Annotated in this window: 20 protein-coding genes; 9 read left to right on the plus strand and 11 right to left on the minus strand. The window is 44.4% G+C overall.

Annotated elements, in window-relative coordinates; all coding sequences use genetic code 11:
- Positions 1–23 precede the first annotated feature (23 nt).
- Positions 24–1,601, plus strand: a complete 1,578-nt coding sequence (locus tag QUA00_RS10440) for a polysaccharide biosynthesis/export family protein (RefSeq protein WP_333409552.1) — start codon at positions 24–26, stop codon at positions 1,599–1,601.
- Positions 1,602–1,781: 180 nt separating this feature from the next.
- Positions 1,782–4,067 (plus strand): AAA family ATPase, encoded by a 2,286-nt coding sequence (locus QUA00_RS10445; protein WP_333409553.1) that lies wholly within the window; start codon positions 1,782–1,784, stop codon positions 4,065–4,067.
- Between the two features lie 492 nt (positions 4,068–4,559).
- Here the strand turns inward: QUA00_RS10445 and QUA00_RS10450 are convergent, their stop codons facing one another.
- Complete coding sequence (locus QUA00_RS10450) at positions 4,560–4,838, minus strand: hypothetical protein (protein WP_333291133.1); 279 nt, start codon at positions 4,836–4,838, stop codon at positions 4,560–4,562.
- Between the two features lie 445 nt (positions 4,839–5,283).
- On the opposite strand from QUA00_RS10450, the gene lpdA reads away from it, so the two are divergent.
- The 3 genes from lpdA to QUA00_RS10465 all read left to right on the plus strand — a co-directional run bounded on the left by lpdA (position 5,284) and on the right by QUA00_RS10465 (position 8,058).
- The gene (lpdA, locus tag QUA00_RS10455; protein WP_333149810.1) at positions 5,284–6,720 is read left to right on the plus strand and encodes a dihydrolipoyl dehydrogenase; all 1,437 of its coding nucleotides are present in this window, start codon (positions 5,284–5,286) and stop codon (positions 6,718–6,720) included.
- Positions 6,721–7,006: 286 nt separating this feature from the next.
- A complete protein-coding gene (locus QUA00_RS10460) occupies positions 7,007–7,498 on the plus strand; it encodes a DUF4365 domain-containing protein (protein WP_333336552.1) in 492 nt (163 codons plus the stop codon).
- Positions 7,495–8,058 (plus strand): hypothetical protein, encoded by a 564-nt coding sequence (locus tag QUA00_RS10465; RefSeq protein ID WP_333409554.1) that lies wholly within the window; start codon positions 7,495–7,497, stop codon positions 8,056–8,058. Before QUA00_RS10460 ends, QUA00_RS10465 begins: the two co-directional genes overlap by 4 nt.
- A gap of 7 nt (positions 8,059–8,065) precedes the next feature.
- On the opposite strand, the gene QUA00_RS10470 is transcribed toward QUA00_RS10465, so the two are convergent.
- The 4 genes from QUA00_RS10470 to QUA00_RS10485 are packed head-to-tail and all read right to left on the minus strand — an operon-like array spanning position 8,066 to position 11,573.
- Entirely contained in the window at positions 8,066–8,437 is a 372-nt protein-coding gene (locus tag QUA00_RS10470; RefSeq protein WP_333409555.1) for a nucleotidyltransferase domain-containing protein, read from the minus strand.
- Between the two features lie 29 nt (positions 8,438–8,466).
- On the minus strand, positions 8,467–8,907 hold the full coding sequence (locus QUA00_RS10475; RefSeq protein WP_333409556.1) for a hypothetical protein: 441 nt from the start codon (positions 8,905–8,907) through the stop codon (positions 8,467–8,469).
- Between the two features lie 22 nt (positions 8,908–8,929).
- Positions 8,930–10,474, minus strand: coding sequence for a WD40 repeat domain-containing protein (locus QUA00_RS10480; protein ID WP_333141578.1), 1,545 nt, complete (start codon positions 10,472–10,474; stop codon positions 8,930–8,932).
- A 7-nt stretch (positions 10,475–10,481) separates the two neighbouring features.
- Positions 10,482–11,573, minus strand: coding sequence for a hypothetical protein (locus QUA00_RS10485; protein WP_333141580.1), 1,092 nt, complete (start codon positions 11,571–11,573; stop codon positions 10,482–10,484).
- 241 nt (positions 11,574–11,814) lie between these two features.
- Between QUA00_RS10485 and QUA00_RS10490 the strand changes: the two genes are divergently transcribed.
- On the plus strand, positions 11,815–13,233 hold the full coding sequence (locus tag QUA00_RS10490) for an NB-ARC domain-containing protein (protein ID WP_333409562.1): 1,419 nt from the start codon (positions 11,815–11,817) through the stop codon (positions 13,231–13,233).
- A 254-nt stretch (positions 13,234–13,487) separates the two neighbouring features.
- Here the strand turns inward: QUA00_RS10490 and QUA00_RS10495 are convergent, their stop codons facing one another.
- The 4 genes from QUA00_RS10495 to QUA00_RS10510 all read right to left on the minus strand — a co-directional run bounded on the left by QUA00_RS10495 (position 13,488) and on the right by QUA00_RS10510 (position 15,133).
- Entirely contained in the window at positions 13,488–13,847 is a 360-nt protein-coding gene (locus QUA00_RS10495) for a DUF5615 family PIN-like protein (RefSeq protein WP_333409557.1), read from the minus strand.
- Positions 13,844–14,179 (minus strand): DUF433 domain-containing protein, encoded by a 336-nt coding sequence (locus QUA00_RS10500; RefSeq protein ID WP_333090952.1) that lies wholly within the window; start codon positions 14,177–14,179, stop codon positions 13,844–13,846. The genes QUA00_RS10495 and QUA00_RS10500 overlap by 4 nt, the downstream gene beginning before the upstream one ends.
- A gap of 157 nt (positions 14,180–14,336) precedes the next feature.
- On the minus strand, positions 14,337–14,729 hold the full coding sequence (locus QUA00_RS10505; protein WP_333141586.1) for a XisI protein: 393 nt from the start codon (positions 14,727–14,729) through the stop codon (positions 14,337–14,339).
- Complete coding sequence (locus QUA00_RS10510) at positions 14,714–15,133, minus strand: element excision factor XisH family protein (protein ID WP_333141588.1); 420 nt, start codon at positions 15,131–15,133, stop codon at positions 14,714–14,716. The genes QUA00_RS10505 and QUA00_RS10510 overlap by 16 nt, the downstream gene beginning before the upstream one ends.
- Positions 15,134–15,218: 85 nt before the next feature.
- On the opposite strand from QUA00_RS10510, the gene trpC reads away from it, so the two are divergent.
- The 3 genes from trpC to QUA00_RS10525 all read left to right on the plus strand — a co-directional run bounded on the left by trpC (position 15,219) and on the right by QUA00_RS10525 (position 17,954).
- Entirely contained in the window at positions 15,219–16,118 is a 900-nt protein-coding gene (gene trpC / locus QUA00_RS10515) for an indole-3-glycerol phosphate synthase TrpC (RefSeq protein ID WP_333409563.1), read from the plus strand.
- A gap of 349 nt (positions 16,119–16,467) precedes the next feature.
- On the plus strand, positions 16,468–16,713 hold the full coding sequence (locus QUA00_RS10520; RefSeq protein ID WP_041623669.1) for a DUF5340 domain-containing protein: 246 nt from the start codon (positions 16,468–16,470) through the stop codon (positions 16,711–16,713).
- 83 nt (positions 16,714–16,796) lie between these two features.
- On the plus strand, positions 16,797–17,954 hold the full coding sequence (locus QUA00_RS10525) for an alanine--glyoxylate aminotransferase family protein (protein WP_333409558.1): 1,158 nt from the start codon (positions 16,797–16,799) through the stop codon (positions 17,952–17,954).
- Positions 17,955–18,016: 62 nt separating this feature from the next.
- Here QUA00_RS10525 and QUA00_RS10530 read toward each other — a convergent pair whose 3' ends face one another.
- Positions 18,017–18,229: a DUF2949 domain-containing protein gene (locus QUA00_RS10530; protein ID WP_333141594.1), complete on the minus strand. Its 213-nt coding sequence runs from the start codon at positions 18,227–18,229 to the stop codon at positions 18,017–18,019.
- A gap of 12 nt (positions 18,230–18,241) precedes the next feature.
- Positions 18,242–18,556 carry a hypothetical protein gene (locus QUA00_RS10535; RefSeq protein ID WP_333409559.1) on the minus strand — a complete coding sequence of 105 codons (315 nt, stop codon included), beginning with the start codon at positions 18,554–18,556 and terminating at the stop codon, positions 18,242–18,244.
- Positions 18,557–19,106: the final 550 nt, after the last annotated feature.

The following is a 19,106-nucleotide window of genomic DNA, read 5'->3' on the forward strand; positions in this document are numbered from 1 at the left end:
TTTTTTATCGTCGCTCTATTTAAATGAAACTTACAAATCAGGTCATTATTCAAAATAATACTTTTTTAAATCCTCTGAAAATGCGGGGAAAATCCACTATTAAAAATCGCCTCGCTCTTTCCTTGGCAGGCCTGCATTCAACGGCTTGGACTCTATCTTTTGCTGCTGTATTCTGGGGTTTTAATAGCAAAAATTTTTCGGAAACGGCTTTAGCTCAATCTGTTGTTCCTGGTTCCGAGCGACTTGTGGCGCCACCGCCATTGCCTGTACCGCCACCGCCGCCTGCTAATTTCAACCGGGATATTAACCCAGCTTTTCGGAATCGGCCCTACCGCCTGGGCCCGGGAGACCAGATTTCTGTTCAAGTTCAGCGCTTCCCTGAGCTAGGTTTTACAGGTGCAATCAGCCCTGAAGGGGTAATTGTACTGCCACTAATCGGAACAGTAAATGTGCGCGGTCTTACCGTCGAAGAATCACAGCAGCGCCTCCGGGAGCGCTTTGGCCAATTTATCAAAAATCCTCAAGTCTCGGCTGCTTTGCTGGTTCAGCGCCCCGTAGTGGTGACGGTGACGGGGGAGGTGGCCAGACCGGGTTTTTATCCGCTGCAAACCCCCCAGCTTCCTGCAGCTCTGGCGGCGGCTGCTGGGACTACTCCTACGGCCCAACTGCGGGGGGTGCGGGTGCGGCGGACTCTGCCTTCCGGTGCTGTCGCGGAGCAAGTTGTTGATATTTTGACACCGTTGCAAACTGGTATTGCTCCACCGGATTTGCGTTTGGAAGATGGAGATGCGATCGTCGTACCGTATAAACAGGTTACGCCCGATCGCAAATCCGATCAAGATTTAGCATCCAGGTACAGCCTCGCTGCTGCTGCTGTCCCCGTCCAAATCACTGTCACCGGAGAAGTCAGCAAACCTGGTTTTTACACGCTTCCGGCGGGTTCTGGTCGAATTTCGGCTGCTTTGGTGCTTGCGGGGGGAGTCACGGGAAAAGCCGATTTGCGGGAGGTGCGAGTGCGGCGGACGCTGATGGACGGCTCCTCGGTGGAGGAACCAATCGACCTCTACACTCCCCTAGCAAACGGTAACGATTTGTTCGATTTTCCTTTGGCATCGGGAGATGTGATTGTCATCCCGGAATTGGACGCTAGTACGAAAAACCTAGACTACGATAAAGCTCTGGTGGCGCGGTCTACTCTGATTAAGCCCAGGATCTACGTTCGAGTTTTGAGTTACGCTAGTGGTGGTTTGACCTCGTTCTACGTTGAAAATGGCAGCAGGTTTTTGGATGCTCTCAACAACTTGCCTGTTAATCTTGCTGACTTGCGGAAAATAGCCCTGATTCGGTTCGACGAAAAGCAAGGTAGAACAATCAACCGTTCGATAGATGCTAAAGCTGCTTTGGAGGGCAATGTTTCTCAGAACCCGATGCTCGAAGATAATGATGTGATTGTGATTGGTAGGAATTTGGTAGAGCGCATTGGTTATGTACTCAACACTTTTACTCGACCATTTCGCGATACTTTGGGATTTATTCTGTTCTTTGAGCAGTTGAGAAATGGGGTAACAGATTTGTTCGGCCCGTCACGTAATGATAGGTAGTCATACTATTTTCGATTTTTGATTTTCGATTTTCGATTTGAGATGGGGAATGACTTATGCGATATGGGTTTTAATCACAGACCGAAAGTTCTAAGGTTTTTGGGGGATTTGTAGAATTAGTCCGCAATCATTAGTTATCGTTAACAATCTAAAATCTAAAATCTAAAATCTAAAATCGTCATGACTTTATCCGTTGTTAAACGTTATTTAATTGCTTTCGACCAATACAAGTGGGTGGGACTGGCTACTCTCGCGGTGACTGTGGGCGTGTCGGGAGTAGTAGCCCTGCAGCCAAAGCCTGCGCCAGTTTACGTTGCAATAGGTACGCTGGCCTACGACAGACCGAGCGTGATTTTTTCATCTACTACTACTAAAATTCAACAGGAAGGACAAGAAATAACTAAAGATATGCTGCTGAATAAAATGGTGGTTGAACCAGCAGCAAAAAAACTCATAAAAGCAGAAAAAAAAATCAGCCAAAAAGAAGAGGGAACAGAAATAGAAGTTTTGACGGACAAGCTGGTAAAAGACGTGCAGATCAAGATGCCCAGTAAGAATAATGACCCCAGCGCTTTGATTCAAGTATTGTACAAAAATGGCGATCGCCAAAAAGCAGAAGCGGTAGTAAAGACGCTGATGTACGAAATGGTGGAACACAGCAAAAGTATTAATACTTCTAGACTGCGTGACACGATCGCCCAAATTAACAAGCGTTTGCCGAAAGTAACGCAGGAACTCAGAGACACGGAAGCAAAACTTGAAGCCTACGAAAAACGAGAAGGAACTTCAATTTTAGCAGCTCAGAGCGGTGCTTTGCCGCTAGCGATTACCAGCAGCCAACAGCAGCAGCGGCAACTCCGCGTGCAGTTGGGAGGAATTGAAGCTCAAATTAATAGTTTGCAGGATCGCTTGGGATTGAATGTGGAGCAAGCTTACGTCGCTCAAGCACTCTCTGCCGATCCAATTATTGCCCAACTGCGAGTGCAATTGTTTTCGATCGAATCTCAGCTCAAAATTCTCCGCAGCGACTTGCAGGAGGAACACCCGAAAATTGTAGAATTGCTCAAACAAAAACAAGCTTTTGAGCAGCAGTTGCAGCAGAGGCAATCTGAGGTACTCGGCGGTAACGGGGTGGCGGCCCCGCTCAGAAGTGCTGATCGAATTCGGGTAGACTCTTCTTTAGATCCGGCCAGACAGCAGTTAGCTCAAACTTTGATTGCTTTGCAAACGCAGCGGGATACGGTGCAACAGCAACTCCAAGGAATCGAGAAAACTGAACAGCTATTGCGTCGGGAACACGCGACAATCCCCAACAAGCAGTTAGAACAAGCGCGGTTAGCCCAGCAAGTGGGGTTCAAAAAAGCTCTCTACGACAAGATGCAGTCGGCTTTGGTAGATGCTGAGGCGGCGGTAGTTGAGACAACGGGGAGTTTGAGAATAGCCCAATTGCCCCAAACTGATGACGTTGAGTCAAACAAGAGAGGTTTGCCCGTGATGCTGGCGGTGGGCGGCTTTGTGGGATTCCTGCTGGGCGGGGGCTTGATATTTTTGTTGGGGATGCTCAACGGCAAGTTTTATAGTTGGGAAGAAGTGCGGGCGGCATTGGTGGAAAAAGAAGTGCCGATACTGGGAGTTTTGCCTGAAGTGACGGTGTTTGATTCTTACGGCGATGAAATAATGCCACTCGCCTTGGAGGCAAATTCTCCCTATTTGGAATTTTACGAGCGGTTGCGTACTAATTTGCGCCGGATCGGGAACAAACCGGTGAAGGTGGTGTTGCTGACTTCGGCGGCGCCTTTGGAGGGGAAAAGTTTTAGTGCTTACAATTTGGCAATTGCATCGGCTCGATCGGGTAAACGGACTTTGTTAATTGAAGCAGATTTGCGATCGCCTTCTAACGTTGAATCTTTGAAAATTTCTGCTGATCCTCTGGCGACTGTGGAACCTTTGCACTATTACGGCAATATTAGCGAGTGCGTTCTTTTGGTTCCAGAGGTAGAGAACCTATACGTCGTGCCGAGTCCCGGCTTTTTGCGACAGGCCTCCGCCGTACTAGAATCAAGCGAAATGCGGAGATTGTTTGAGGATGTTCGCAACCGCTTTGATTTTGTGGTTGTGGATTCTCCGGCTTTGAGCGAGTGCAACGACGCGCTGACGCTGGAACCGTACACGGATGGTATGATTTTGGTGGCGCGGCCTGGTTACACTTTGTCTAGTATGTTGTCTGAGGCTGCAGATCAGTTGCTGGAATCTGAGGATGAGGATTCGCATAAATCTGGGCCGCGGCTGTTGGGAGCTATTATTAACGGTGCTGATATTCCGGTGAAGTTCCGCAATGATATTGATATTGATGAATTGGAGTGGCCTTTGAGTGCGATCGGCGATCGGGCGATCGAAGTGCGATCGAGGCAATTACCGCAGCACTCAAAGCCTAACAATAAGGCTATTAATAGTAAATTGAGATAATTGATCTGGCTTGATTCTTGTAAAGCAATCCTCACGCAAATGTGAATGTTTTGTAGGCTGCGACATAAGCAGCTTAAGCCGAAAGCACCGTTAACAGCCCGTCGATTTGAGATTTGAGATTGATATCAATTCCGGTGGCATTTGGAATGATTAAACCGCAGAGAACACAGAGAACACAGAGTCAGAGAACAGAGAGATGAATAATTCGTATGCTACCGAATTTGACATTAAAAATTGACTCCACAGATTCATCTGGGAGGGTAAACATTAATCTAAAATTTTTCGCTTGTCAACAGTCAACAGTCAACAGTCAATCGATTTTAGATTTTAGATTTTAGATTTTAGAGGCGACCCCACGGATAAATGCGGGGGCTTGAGGATTTTAGATTTTAGATTTTGGATTGATTCCACGGATCAATCACGTGGCGGGTACCACCTTTGAAATTCGCTTGTCAACAGTCAACAGTCATTACTTGAAAATGTGTCATCGTCCTATTGATTGGATTCCGGGCGTTTGGAGTGTTTTTTCTGGATAAACTGTTCCAAATCGGCGATCGCATCTTCAAAATCCGACAAATTAATTTTCGCAGGTCTAGTCTTCTTCGGCAAACTCGAAGACTGACTCGAAGGCTTAGCCGGAGGCGGTGGAGATTTAGGTTGTGCAGCTTGAGTGCTGTTCGATTCTATAGAATCGAACAATTCATCCAGGGACTCAAAAAATGATTGAGCCGAGGCCCGGCGTAAATCTTTCTGGTCGTCGTCATCCGTCATAAGCCACTCCATAGGGTCTAAAATTTGGCAACAAAGTCTGTCCGCCCCGGCGCGTGCAGATATTAGACATGAAAACCGACTAAAACAAGCAGGAGGACAGAATTTAACCGGGCGATGGGAATGCCTGTGGCTGAACTTGCTGCCCCATATAAAACCTGCCGCGGGCATTGTCAGCCTTCAAACTATATTTAACTCTACACCCGCCTACTGAGTGATTTGAGACTTGGTGCAGACCCAGCTCAAAATCCTTGACCCTGAAAAAATCTCAGTTATGGCTCTTTCGTTGTCTAATTAACCCTAGTCTAGTCGAGAATAAGGAGACAGGACTTATGCAACTATTACCGCTGTTCAAGGGTTGCGATGGGAACGCGCCAGCTCGAAAGGACGGAAATACGGTGTTTTTTGCTTGAGTCCTAAGATTTCAAAGGCATTAGGAGATTTTAAGGTGACTCAGGGATTTGATTACGATTTAGCAATTATCGGCGCTGGCGTGGGCGGACACGGCGCGGCCATACACGCGGTTAGCTGCGGGCTGAAAGTGGCAATTATCGAAGCAGGGGACATGGGGGGGACTTGCGTCAACCGCGGCTGCATTCCCTCGAAGGCGCTCTTGGCGGCTTCCGGGCGCGTGCGAGATTTGCGGAATGCCCACCACCTGAAGACTTTGGGCATTCAGTTGGGGAGTGTGGATTTCGATCGCGGGGCGATCGCCAATCACGCTAATACTATTGTTAGCAAACTTCGCGGCGACTTGACTAACAGCCTCAAACGTTTGAACGTCGATGTCATCCAAGGTTGGGGCAAAATTGCCAGTGCTCAAAAAATTACCGTCGAAACCGATAAAGGCGAGAAAACTATTACCGCCAAGGATATTATTCTCGCTCCCGGTTCGGTTCCCTTCGTCCCCCCTGGGATAGAAATTGACGGCAAAACAGTATTTACCAGCGATGATGCTGTCAGGTTGGAATCGCTGCCGAAGTGGATCGCAATTATTGGCAGCGGTTATATCGGTTTGGAGTTTTCGGATATTTACACGGCCCTAGGCTGCGAAATTACGATGATTGAAGCTCTAGATCAATTGATGCCGACTTTTGACCCGGATATTGCAAAGTTGGCAGAACGAGTCTTAATTGCACCCCGCGATATTGAAACAAAAGTAGGTGTTTTGGCGAAGAAGATTACTCCGGGTTCGCCGGTGATTATTGAATTAGCTGATTTCAAAACTAAGGAAGTTGTCGAAGTTTTGGAAGTAGATGCTTGTTTGGTAGCAACTGGCCGAGTTCCGGTGAGCAAGAATTTGGGGTTAGAAACTGTTGGGGTGGAAACCATGCGCGGTTATATCCCAGTTAACGATAAGATGCAGGTTTTGGCGGCGGGAGAACCGGTGCAAAATTTGTGGGCGATCGGCGATGTTAATGGCAAGATGATGTTAGCGCATTCTGCGTCTGCTCAGGGAATTGCCGCAGTAGAAAATATTTGTGGCCGTGCCCGCGAAGTTGACTATTTGAGTATCCCGGCGGCGGCTTTTACTCACCCAGAAATTAGCTATGTGGGGATGACTGAACCTGCGGCCAAAGAGTTAGGAAAAACTGAAGGGTTTGAGGTCGGTTCTGTCAAGAGTTATTTTAAGGGAAATTCTAAGGCTATTGCTGAAGGTGAAACCGACGGTATGGCTAAGGTGATTTACCGGAAAGATACTGGGGAGTTGTTGGGAGTTCACATTTTCGGTTTGCACGCTGCGGATTTGATTCAGGAGGCGGCAAATGCGATCGCCCAGCGCGATTCTGTGAACACTTTAGCATTCCGAGTGCACACTCACCCGACGCTTTCGGAAGTGTTGGATGAGGCCTTTAAACGGGCGGCTGGAGCGGGTAGTCATTAATCTGTAGGGGCGGTGTCTCGATTAGTGTCAACTTAAGTCTAAACCCTTGAGAAAACTCGTTTGCATTCCAGTCTAGATCCCCCTAAATTCCCCTTAAGAAGGGGGACTTTGAAATCCATTTCACCCCTTTTTAAAAGGGGCTTGAATGCTCTTGTCCCCCCCTTGTTAAGGGGGGCTAGGGGGGATCGAAAGCCTATCGGAGCAACAAAAGACTGGTACTATGTTTGACGTGTTTGTTGACACCAATGTGCGATCGTGGCCGCCCGTTTTTGAGAATTGTGTTTAAATGGAACTGAATCAACGCAAAGAATTATTTAGCAAAGCTTATGTCCGTGCTGTGGCGGCAGTCGCCGGCTGTTCTGTAGATCAACCTGAGAATGATTATGATAGCGTGGATCTCTGTATCAAGGCGATCGGCAGCGATCCAATGCAACCGCACCGCCTCGAATTGCAGTTAAAATGTACTTCAAGAGATGTACTCGATGCTGAATCTGTGCGATATCCGCTCAATGTCAAAAATTACAACGACTTGAGAGTCACTGCCTTTATTCCCCGCCTGCTGGTTGTCGTTTTAGTACCGGAAAATATAGGGGAATGGATACAACAGTCAGAACAGGAAATGTTGCTTAGACATTGTGCCTATTGGGTATCGCTGAGGGGAATGCCTGAAACTAGAAATATAAATCGCATTACTGTTGAATTGCCCCGCCGGAATCACTTTACTCCACAGGCTCTTGAGTCAATTATGCAGCGTATTAGCAAAGGAGGTTTCCCATGAAAGTAACAGTACGGGATTTGGAAGTTTTCAAAAGTTTAGATGTGAATGTAATTATAGCATATTTACAAAAAAATGGCTGGCACGAACACAGCCGAATTTACGACAATAAAGGAGCGATTTGGGTGAAGAAAAATGATGCAGGAGATGTGTTTGATATCGGGCTACCTTTGACAAGGGAGTTTGCGGATTATCCAGCTCGGATGGGAGATGCTATCAAGACGCTGGAAGTGTCAGAAAATAGTTCTCAATTAGAGATTTTAAGCGATTTAATTACTTCGTTAGACAATACTGAGATTCAGGGATTTGTTGTGAAAGTCGATCGCGAAGATGGGGCGGAAATCGCTAAGGTGGTGATGATGGGGTTTGTGGTGAACAAGCTGCGGAAAATCTATCTTGAGATCGAAGAAATTGATTGTAATTTAGCACTGAAAGCTTATCAGGAGAGAATTCCTGTCACTTGCACGGGTGATTTGCTCAAAGTAGGTGGATATTTTGCGATGAAAAATCTGCACGATTTTGCTTTGATGGCAGAGGAAGCTAAAAAAGATGAAAGTGCGTGAAGCGTAGCTATCCCGTAGGGAATTGCGCGTATTTAAGGTGGCGGTAGAGTGCAGATCGTAAAGCTATTCCCTCTTTGCGAATGTTCCTGAATAAAGGCTCGTTGTAATGTATTAATCGCTTTTCGTCCATAAACAGAAAGCTAATCACTTCATCATTTTGGAGCGACAAATCGGCTCGAATGTGGCTGATTCTTTTAATTTCTTCGCCTGGGTTTACTTGCCCTTTGAGGACTAAAATATCAATGTCAGAGTCTGGGCGTGCATCGCCTCTGGCTTGGGAACCGTAGAGTACCATTTTGGTGAGGCGATCGCCGTAGAGTTGCTCGAAGTGCGATCGAAGTTGCATCAGTATGTTTTTAAGTTTATCGTTAATGCTCATATTTGTGATAAATGATTGGAGGGCGCACTTTAGGCAGAATGCTGCAACTCTGGCTGAATTTTGGCAACAATAAAAGGGGATTCGAGATCGATCGACCAGTTTTCATCAATAACTTTTAGATTGGCATCTAAAATCAGAGTCAGTTCGCCAATTTCATCATCGCCATCATCGCTAACCAGGTTGTTTTCAACCGCAGATAGATCGGCTTTGAGTAAAAATTTAAGTTTAATCCAGTGAGAAGTGGGATGGTTGTTGATGATATTTGTGCCGATCGATCGGCTGATTAACTCAGCATAGATTGGATGAATGAAAGCTATTTCTTCATAAAACTTATTGCTATCCCAATAACCGCGTATTTTGTAATTGCAGGATTCTAGATGTTTCTCGATGAGGTGATTTAGGGCGATCGGTGCTAATAGTTTAGCAAGTTCATCCCAAATTTGGGGATTTGTCAAAGTTAGTGCATTCATCAGCTTACACTATGACTCTTTTTTAAACTCTTTCCCAAAACCTAACTGTTTTATCCTTACTACCGCTTGCTAGTATTTTACCATCAGGACTAAAAGCAACTGATGTCACTGCTGCTCTATGTTCTTGAAGCACAGACACGGATGTCATAGTCTCAACATCCCAAATTTTAATATAACCGTACTCATCTCCACTAGCAATTAATTTACCATCAGGGCTAAAAGCAACTGTTCTGACTCTACTTGAGTGTTTTCCACTCTTTAATTCTTCAGCCTTAGAGACATCCCAAAGTTTGATACTATAGTCATCGCCACCGCTGACAAGTATTTTACCATCAGGACTAAAAGCTAATGAATTAATAGGTAATCTATTATACGAACCCTGCGCTGGAAAACTTTTAATCTTTATTCCACTTTTCCAATTCCAAGACTGAATCCTTCCCTCACCATCCCCAATGACAAAAATAGAGCTATATTTGTCTGGGCTAACAGCTATAGCCCTAATTTCATTTGCCAAATTATCAATTAGTTCGCCTCTTTTACCACCTGTTTTAACATCCCAGAAAAAAATTCTTTTATCTTGACTGCCACTAATCAGTATTTCGCTATCTGGAGTAAAAGCTACGGGTATAATTCTACTGAACTCAATATTTTTATGTCCATAAATTTCTTGATGCTCTTTTTTTTCCTCAATATTCCATAATTTTATGACATGGTTTCCGAATTTTTTAATAATTCTACTAGCCATATACTGACCATTAGGACTAATGGCAATAGGATTAGGATAAAAGCCAATAATATCTTCCTTGGCAAAACAAGTATTTTGGTTGGTCTCGAAATTGCTGATAATAATTGTTTGTTGGTGTTCGTATCTAATCGCAATAGAATTACCTTTAGGTAAAAATGTCACTGCTGTAACTTCACCATCAAAGTAATTAGGCCTTTGGCTTCTCCATTCTTGACTTTTACTGCTTTTTTTCTGCGGATCTACCACTGGAGAAACTGGTACTTGAGATCGGTCTGCTATCTTGGTTGGCTGAGGCTCAGGGGTTGGCGGAGGCTGAGGGATATCAACACCATAAGGCTTTAGTTTCTCATATTGTAGGCAAGATTCAGAACTATCTTGTGGTAAGCTAAAACATACTGAAGCTGTAGCAGGTTGAGAACTGGTATATTCCCAAAATTCACGGTAAGGTTGAATAATCATTCCGTGAGCCCTTTCTATAGTATCTTTGGTAACTATCACATCTGGCATTAATCCCTTAATAACAATTCCTTCAAGTAAAAGAATCTCTCTGCCAAATGAATCTTTTAAAGCTCCACTTCCTTCTATTCCCATATCTTCAAAAGTGGTTTCAATCACTCGAAATACTATGGTTAATTTCCCGGATTTAGATTTATGTATTTCTCGGTAGAAAGCCTCATTTTCTCCTGTCAGCCCCCCACCTGCTGTGTAGGCAAGAATACTGGCATCACCAATTTCACACAAAAAGTCAGGGGCGACTATTGTTCTATACTCAACGTAGCGATTAGCGCTAACTAAAAAAGGCCAACAATCTAAACTTTTCATAAATGTCTTACGAAGATAGATCGGAATCGGGGAAACTTATATAAAGTTGGTTTTGGATCAAGATAAAGCTGTTGACAACAGATGCTAAGGCGCTTTTTTCATCGCCTATTTTATTCAATGCTTCAGCTTTTTGCTGACGCAATTCCTCACTTCTTTTCGCCGCTTCTTTTGTTTTTTGTTCGGCAGAGCCTGCCCAATTTTTAATCCCAGGAAGACCTCTTAACCATTCTGGCAAATTTTGACTGAATTTTTCCGTACCAGAAAGGTCTGCTTCAACTTTAGTCGATTGCTTACGTTCTTCAGATGCTCTTTTATCAAGTTCTTGTTGCTTATTCTGGATCAGATCCGGTAAAACACAAGCTAGGGGAACTTCCACTTGAAATGGTTTAGGCAGTTTTCCTGGTATTTTTTCCATACCGCCACCAGGTACAGGTTTAGCGAAACCTTGCCCAACCGAACTAACAGGAATCAATCTGGTTGGAGAGTTATCTTGTTTACGGGTTGTAACTAGATTCTGAAATGCCTCACTAGATTCTAATAATTTCTCTCGTACTTGTTTCAAAGAATATCCACTACTTTCAACAATATCCCACTTGCTAATAACAAAATGAACGGGTTTTGCAATACCTTTAGTCATTATGTCAAGCATATTCTTAAACTCATTAATAACCCATACTACTCCTTCTGCTTCTTGACGCATCAACGCACAAATTTTAGATCCGTCTAACAATCCAAGTAGAATCTCAGCACTTTCTATCTTTCGATTAAAATCAGAGTCGTCTTCCATTTGTTCCTCAGTAATTCTACCGCCTGCGTAATCGAGATAGACAAACTCGCAAGCAGAGTATTTAGTCCTATTTCTATTGATGGAGCAGGTAAAAACCCATTCTGAGACTTCCTCGGGAACCGTCCCCGCAGGCCATTTTGTTTCTGTAGCGACTTCGGTGTATATTCTATTCAGTTTCTTGCGCTTTTCACCATCAGTCTCTAGAAAAAATCCCCATTCCCCTTGACTGGACAACTTCTGAAACATACTTCCCAAATATACTGTCTTGCCAGCACCACGCGGCCCCAGCATGATAACTCGATAACTGTACATGGATTTTAGTACCTAATAAGTTTATTTGCGGATAGCTCTTGTTTTTAGCCGAGCTCATATATTTAAATAAGTGTAATTAAAGATTTTGGATGTAGCCATTGAATTTAATGGGTAATTTGTAAATTGGTGAATTTGGGATTTAATGGGAGTTAATAGGAAAAAGTGGCATTTAGTTCCTCAATTGTCAAAAGTGTGGTAAAGTGGTGCTGTGTTAGACCCAAATATGGCAGCACCTAAACTTATGGAGCTTGAAGAATCTGTAAAATGGATCGATGACGAGATATTTGCTAAAACTGGAAAACGTCTTGACTCTCTTCAAATATCTATATTAGAAGCTACTTCTCAAGGTAAAAAGTATCCAGAAATAGCAGAAGAATATAAATTTAGTAACGATCATGTCAGAAAAGCTGCTTGGAAGTTATGGAAGCTGCTGTCAGAGGTTTTAGGAGAAACTGTTAGTCAATCTAATTTTAGAGGGCTGTTGCAGCGAGGGGTATTTTCCAATAGTAATATTAATAATATAGTCAATAGTAAGAATAGCAAAATTAATGTTTGTAGCGATCGATGTCATTCACCGTTAACAGAAGAGCGATCGCCCGCATCTCCCCCAAACCTCCAACAAACCCCAACTCAATCCCACCTAGACTTAAGCGACGCACCCAAAATCTTCACCTTTTACGATCGCACATCCGAACTCACCACCCTCAAACAGTGGATTCTACAAGAAAACACCCGTCTACTCGCCATACTAGGCATAGTCGGCATTGGCAAAACCGCACTCGCCGTACACCTAGTAGAACAAATCAAACATGAATTTGATTTCATCATCTGGCGAAGTCTCGCCACATCTCCACCCCTGTCAATACTTCAAACAAATATAATTCAATTCTTCTGTAGGGGCGGCGCCCCCGTGCCCGCCCCCTTCCCAGAACAAGGGGCAACCACGGGGGGTTTGCCCCTACTGGACTACTTGCAAAAATACCGCTGTCTGCTGATACTCGATGACGTACAAATGGTAAATAGCAGCGGACAACTCGCTGGTAATTACCAACCTGGATATGAAGATTACGGCACACTCTTCAGACAGGTAGGAGAATTATCTCACAATAGTTGTTTAGTGTTGCTCAGTTCGGAAAAGCCTAGAGAAATAGCCGCATTAGAAGGCAAAAACCAGCCGATTCGCTCATTACAACTGAATGGTTTAGGTGCAGCAGCGGGGGAAATTCTCAGAGAAAAAGGTTTAACTGAAGATGCCAAATTGTCAGAACTAATTGAACAATACAGAGGCAATCCCTTGTGGTTAAAAATAGTTGCTACAATGATTCAAGATTTGTTTAACGGCAGCCTATCGGAATTTTTGTCGGACGATCCACTATTTTTAGGTGATCTAGAATCTTTACTGCATCAGCCATTTAATCGCTTATCAGAGTCAGAAAAACAGGTAATGTCATGGCTAGCGAGTGCAACCGCGCCAGTTTCCATCTCAAAAGTGCCAGAGAATCTGCAATTATCTCGATCGCACTTTTTGAAAGTGATGCAATCCTTGGGACGGCGTTCATTAGTTGAAAAAATCCCGGAGGGCGATCGCACATTTTTCAGCCTTTGCCCGATACTAAAAGAGTATGTCAAAACCAACTATTCCCGCCCCAACGGTGAGTAATAAAAAATTATATTGTCGTCAAGTGAACTATCTTGAACTTAGAAATGTGCGATCGACCTTTTGGTAAAATTTGGGAAGGCGCGATCGACATTTGTTTATTGAATTGACTTTTCAGTCCTCTTTTAGAGGACTTTCGCTATGAGACGGGGGTTTTCAACCCCCGGCGGACTTGCGGGTTAGCGAAGGGATTTTAGCCGCAAAATGTGCGATTCCCTACAGGATAGCTACGCTTCACGCACTTTATAAACAATCTTTTATAAGGGAATCCAATCCAATTTATCAATCCATTCTTCAGCTTCCGAAGTCTCCCAAACTATCACAATTTCTTCTGCCCATCTGCCTAAACTTGCACTTGGACGCACCCAAAACAGTCCCCAAATTTGTCCTCCCGTTGCCCAATATTCCTCCAAATGTCCAGGAATACTTTTGCGGTTATCCGTTACCAATAGCCTTTGCGATGATTCCAAATAGCTGATGATTGCTGGATCGAGGGTTCCTAATGGCGGTGCATTTGCGTCGCCCACCCGCAAAATATCTATCTCCGGCTGGAGTTTTAAAACAGCACTTTTAAGCTTAGGCGGCAAATTTTCATCCAGTAAAAAACGAATTTTCACTTGAGTAGAAGTAACTCCTGTTCTCGCTGTGCTTTGATTGCTCTTACACGCTTTACTACATCAGAAGGTTCCTTAGCCAACCATTCCTGATAGCGTTCTTCCCGCCACTTCGCCAGCCGCAACATATAAGCATCCATCTGCCTCCGATTTTGCAGATAATAGGTTAGCGTCGCGTAAATTTTTTCTAAATTCAAACTTGGTAATTCTTCCAGAATTTGGTCTGGCGAATATCCATCCAAGTAATATTTAATTACATCGTCAATGCCGATCCGATGTCCTTTGATGCGGATGTCATCGGGGTCGAGAAATTCAAAATAGTCTTCTAGTTGCATCGGTTTATCTCCGAATACTTAGTTAATCGCATTTTATCATAAATTGAAAAGGGCGATCGACCTTATATAATAGAAACTTGTTACGATCGCCCTTTATCCCCCTATCATGCTCCCAATCCGCCGTCGTCCCCCCAGCACATCCGTCTCCGTACTCTACTTAGGCCGATCGCACAGCAGCAGATTCAGCAACAATTTCTTCATCTTTCTCACTCAAACCAGTTCCAAATTCAGTGTACTGCCGCACTTGAGGATGCCTAAAACCGAGTACAATATCTTCTTTAGGAACACCGGCGGCCAGTAAATCCGTCGCCACTCCTTCTTCGGTATCATCATATTGAATCCAGATTTTATCGCCGATTAAATTGATGTGGATTGGTGTGGCGTGAAGGTAATTGTCATCATTCCAACCTATATCCAAAACTAAATATCCTCCTCGTTCATCATCAAATAACAGTTGAGAATGATAGCCGTCAGGTATAGTATTGCGGTATTTAGCGTGTTCCTGAAGTATGCTTTTGATAATTTCTTGGTATCTCAATCGGGTATCCATTGAAGTATTTCCTCACTTTTTACATCAAAAACAATCAGTTTAACAATTTGATTTTTTAATAACACTTGCCCTAGTTCTATGGTAAATACGCTCTTAAAAGCAGGCTTAGAAATAGCAAGATAGAGTTTTCTATCGCTCTGCATTTCATTAAGCACTTGGTGGTAAAGAACGTACTGTCCCAAAGCCTGTTCCAAATCTTTTACATCCGATCGTCCTACAAAACTCTTGACCTCAACAACTATTTTTTGGGTGTCTTTTTCAGCATTAATTAGACGTTCTGCACCCAAGTCAGCAGATAAACGCTTGCGACCAATTTGCATGGAAAATGGATCGTGAGTAATTGTCCACCCATCCTTTTGCAAGGCACGCTTAACTGTATCGTGATAAATATCTTTAGCTGGCACGCATTAGCTCTCAGGCTAGGAGGATTTACTGTAACCATTATATAATACGTTGAAACTTGTTACGATCGCCCTTTATCCCCCTATCATGCTTCAAATCCGCCGTCGTCCCCCCAGCACATCAGTCTCCGTACTCTACCTCAGCTACCAAATCGCCGTACCCGACGCCGAACCCCAGCACATCCTCGAAGAAATCGTCTGGGAAAAAGAAGCTGAAGTGGCCCAAAAGCGCGATCGCACTCCATTAGCCGATCTTCACAAAAAACTCCCCTTTGCACCGCCCATCCGCGACTTTCTTGCCGCCCTTAAAAACGGCAAAACCACACCCGCTATCATCGCCGAAGTTAAAAAAGCTTCCCCCAGCAAAGGCGTAATTCGCGAAGATTTCGACCCAGTGGCGATCGCCCTAGCTTACCAACAAAACGGCGCGAGTTGCATCTCCGTACTTACCGATGAAAAGTTCTTTCAAGGCAGCTTCGACAACCTCGCTAAAATCCGTGCCGCCGTCGATTTACCCTTACTTTGCAAAGAGTTTATTATCTATCCCTACCAAATTTATCTCGCCCGGATTCACGGCGCCGATGCTGTATTGTTAATCGCAGCTATTCTATCTGACAAAGACTTACAATACTTTGTAAAAATTGTCAAGACTTTGGGCATGACAGCTTTAATAGAAGTTCACACTCTCGAAGAACTCGATCGAGTATTAACCCTACAAGGCGTCAACCTAATCGGCATCAACAACCGCAACCTAGAAGACTTTTCCGTCAGCCTAGAAACTACCGGTCAACTATTAGCCGATCGACAAACCGAAATCCAAGCAAAAGGCATCCTCATCGTCAGCGAGTCAGGAATCCACACTCCCGACGACCTAGCTAAACTTGCCAGCGCCGGAGCAGAAGCCGTCCTCATCGGCGAATCTCTGGTCAAGCAGCCCGATCCGGGTGCGGCTTTAGCCTCCCTTGTCGATCGCCCTCCCAGCCTGTGAAAGGCGAGACCGCTTGACAAACCACCCTTAATTCTGATAAAAAATGATTAGGTAGGTAAATAATGAGAATTTCTAGCCTGCATCGACTCAAGCGCTACTGTAAAAAAGAAATAGCACTGAAAGCTATATTGCATAGAAATATTTTGCCAGAAAGCAATTAAATCTATTCTGTAAGCCTGTCGATCGCAAGATTTAGCGTGTCCAACGCACCCAGCCCCGAATATTCGATCGGCAAAGCAGGGTTTATTGGACGGTTAGAAAACAAATAAAAAATCGGGCATCTAATGTTCACCGTGATGCCTCATGCAATTGCAATGGGGTATCGGTTCGCTGAGGTATGTTAGCTTTCATGGAGCCAATCCCCCTTCCTTCGTACATTCATTATGAATTGCTACTTCAATTGTTAGAACGCAAAACGATGTTTGCTGTCAGTCCACAATCGCCGCAGCAGCAACAAGTTCACCAACTTATTATTACACTGCGTAAAGCCCTTGCCATTCAAAAGCAATTAGAACAAAGCTGCGAGCGATCGAACTTAGCGGTAGAACATCGCTGGTCTCTAAATGAAATTAACCACAAGGGAGTTAAAAGTTAAAAAACTTAGAGTATCGACGCGACGTGACGTATCGTATTTGATTTATTCTATAGAACTCCCACAGAAAAACTTAGGACAATATCATGGACAACAAATTAATGCTGATGATTCCGGGCCCGACGCCGGTGCCTGAAGCGGCATTGTTAGCGATGGCAAAACACCCGATGGGCCACCGCAGCAAGGAATTTGACGCGATTTTTGCAGAATGTACCGAAAACCTCAAATGGCTGCACCAAACAAAAAGTGACGTGCTGAGTTTAACGGTTTCTGGTACCGGCGCGATGGAAGCTGGGATAATTAATTTCTTGAGTGCGGGCGATCGAGTTTTAGTCGGCACCAACGGCAAATTTGGCGAACGCTGGGCTGAAGTCGCCGAAGCTTACGGTTTAAACGCCGAAATTATTAAAGCCGAGTGGGGCCAACCTTTAGACCCCGAAAACTTCCGCGAAAAACTAGAAGCAGATAAAGACAAGCAAATCAAAGCTGTCATCCTCACCCACTCGGAAACATCCACCGGCGTCCTCAACGACCTCGAAACCATCAACCGCCACGTTAAAGCCCACGGTGAAGCTTTAATTATGGTTGATGCTGTCACTAGCTTAGGCGCTGTCAATATTCCGATGGACGCTTGGGGCATCGATGTCATTGCTTCGGGTTCTCAGAAAGCTTACATGATTCCTCCAGGTTTGGGTTTTGTGGCCGTCAGTCCCAAAGCTTGGGAAGCTTACAAAACTGCGAAACTGCCCCGCTATTATTTGGATTTAGGCAAATATAGCAAAGACGCTGCCAAAAATACCACTCCTTTTACTCCCCCTGTCAATATGTTTTTTGCCCTGCAAGCATCGCTGCAGATGATGAAAACAGAAGGGTTGGAAAATGTTTTCGCGCGACACAAACGCTTAATGACAACTACTCGCGCTGCTGTAAAAGCTTTAGGTTTGCCGTTGTTTGCGGCTGATGATGCCGCCAGCCCTGCGATTACTTCGGTTATGCCGCCAGAATCCGTAGATGCTCAAAAAGTGCGGACTTTGATGAGAAAGAGATTTGACATTGCTCTCGCCGACGGACAAGACCATTTGAAAGGTAAAATCTTCCGAATCGGTCATTTGGGCTTTGTGTGCGATCGCGATATTCTAGCAGCAATTTCCTCTTTAGAAGTTGTGCTGAGCGAATTGGGTCATGAAGGCTACACTCCTGGTGCCGGCGTTGCCGCTGCTGCCAAATTCTTGGCTCAATCCTAATCTCAGTTGTTAAAGGATTTTAGATTTTGGATTTTTGATACTGTCTAAAATCTAAAATCCTTTTAGTATGCTTCGGATAACCAATCAAAGATTTTATCCAACTGTTCGAGAGTGACTAAACCGTATTGCCACAGAACCATCGGCAAGGAATTCGGGTCTTTATCGCGCTGGCGCTGTTTGTCACCGCCACGTTCGGCGACAGCAATTGACGCGGGAGAAATTGCCAAATCTTCTTGTAAAAATCGAATTAATCTAGTGTATGTAGCGGGTGCCATGTGATTTCACCTCTAAGTATAGGACACCATTTTCTGATGTGAACCTGATGTTTTTGATGAGTAATAAGCCAGTTTTAAATTTGTCTTGTTACCGTCGATAGCTTTTAAAACGCTATTAGCGGTTGAACTGCCAAACGTAATGCTGAGTGCTACTGTAAAGCTAACCTTTCCCAAAAAGTGAAAGGTTTTGCAATTTTGCTGATGTCTGCCCGATCGAGTGGTAATCGCGATCGAACCTAAACTGAATACCTCGGCATCTCTGCAGCGCGAATCAGAATAAATTCTGCTACCTAAAACTACTAAACCAAGTTCAGAGTTTAACTTCATCTGCCGAAATGCAGAATCCGCAAAACTACTTCGGCAAAATTAGTTAGATATTTCGATCAAACCTGAAACTGCTACCAGAAGTTAAGTTTGCCAATTACAGCCAATTAACTTGGCTCGTAGCATATTACTTTAGATAGGTTTAGTAGATTTAGCTCGATCGCCAGAACTTCCAGAGAATTTCTTTTCGTGTTGCTACACCTTGAGGCTGAGTATCGTCTCTCAGGATTGGTAACGAGTCGCTGACTCGTCTCATACCTGCGACCAAGAATCTACAGCTTCCGGAAACAAGCTCAAGTCCTGACTGACTGAGATCGACATCGTAGCAAATCTTTCGGTGTTTGTACTGAATGTTACATTAATATTCTAATAGATTTTATCAATTTTTGTAAAGTTTCTAAATTTTCTTTGGTATTCCGCAGGCAGGGGGCTCTCTGCAGGGCTGTTTCATTCTCACCAAAAACATGAATTTTGACTCTGTAGGGGTAGTGCCCCCGTGCCTACCCCCCCGTGCCTACCCCCCGTGCCTACCCCCCGTGCCTACCCCCCGTGC

The sequence above is a fragment of the Microcoleus sp. T2B6 genome, assembly GCF_036700475.1.
Taxonomy (GTDB): domain Bacteria; phylum Cyanobacteriota; class Cyanobacteriia; order Cyanobacteriales; family Microcoleaceae; genus Microcoleus.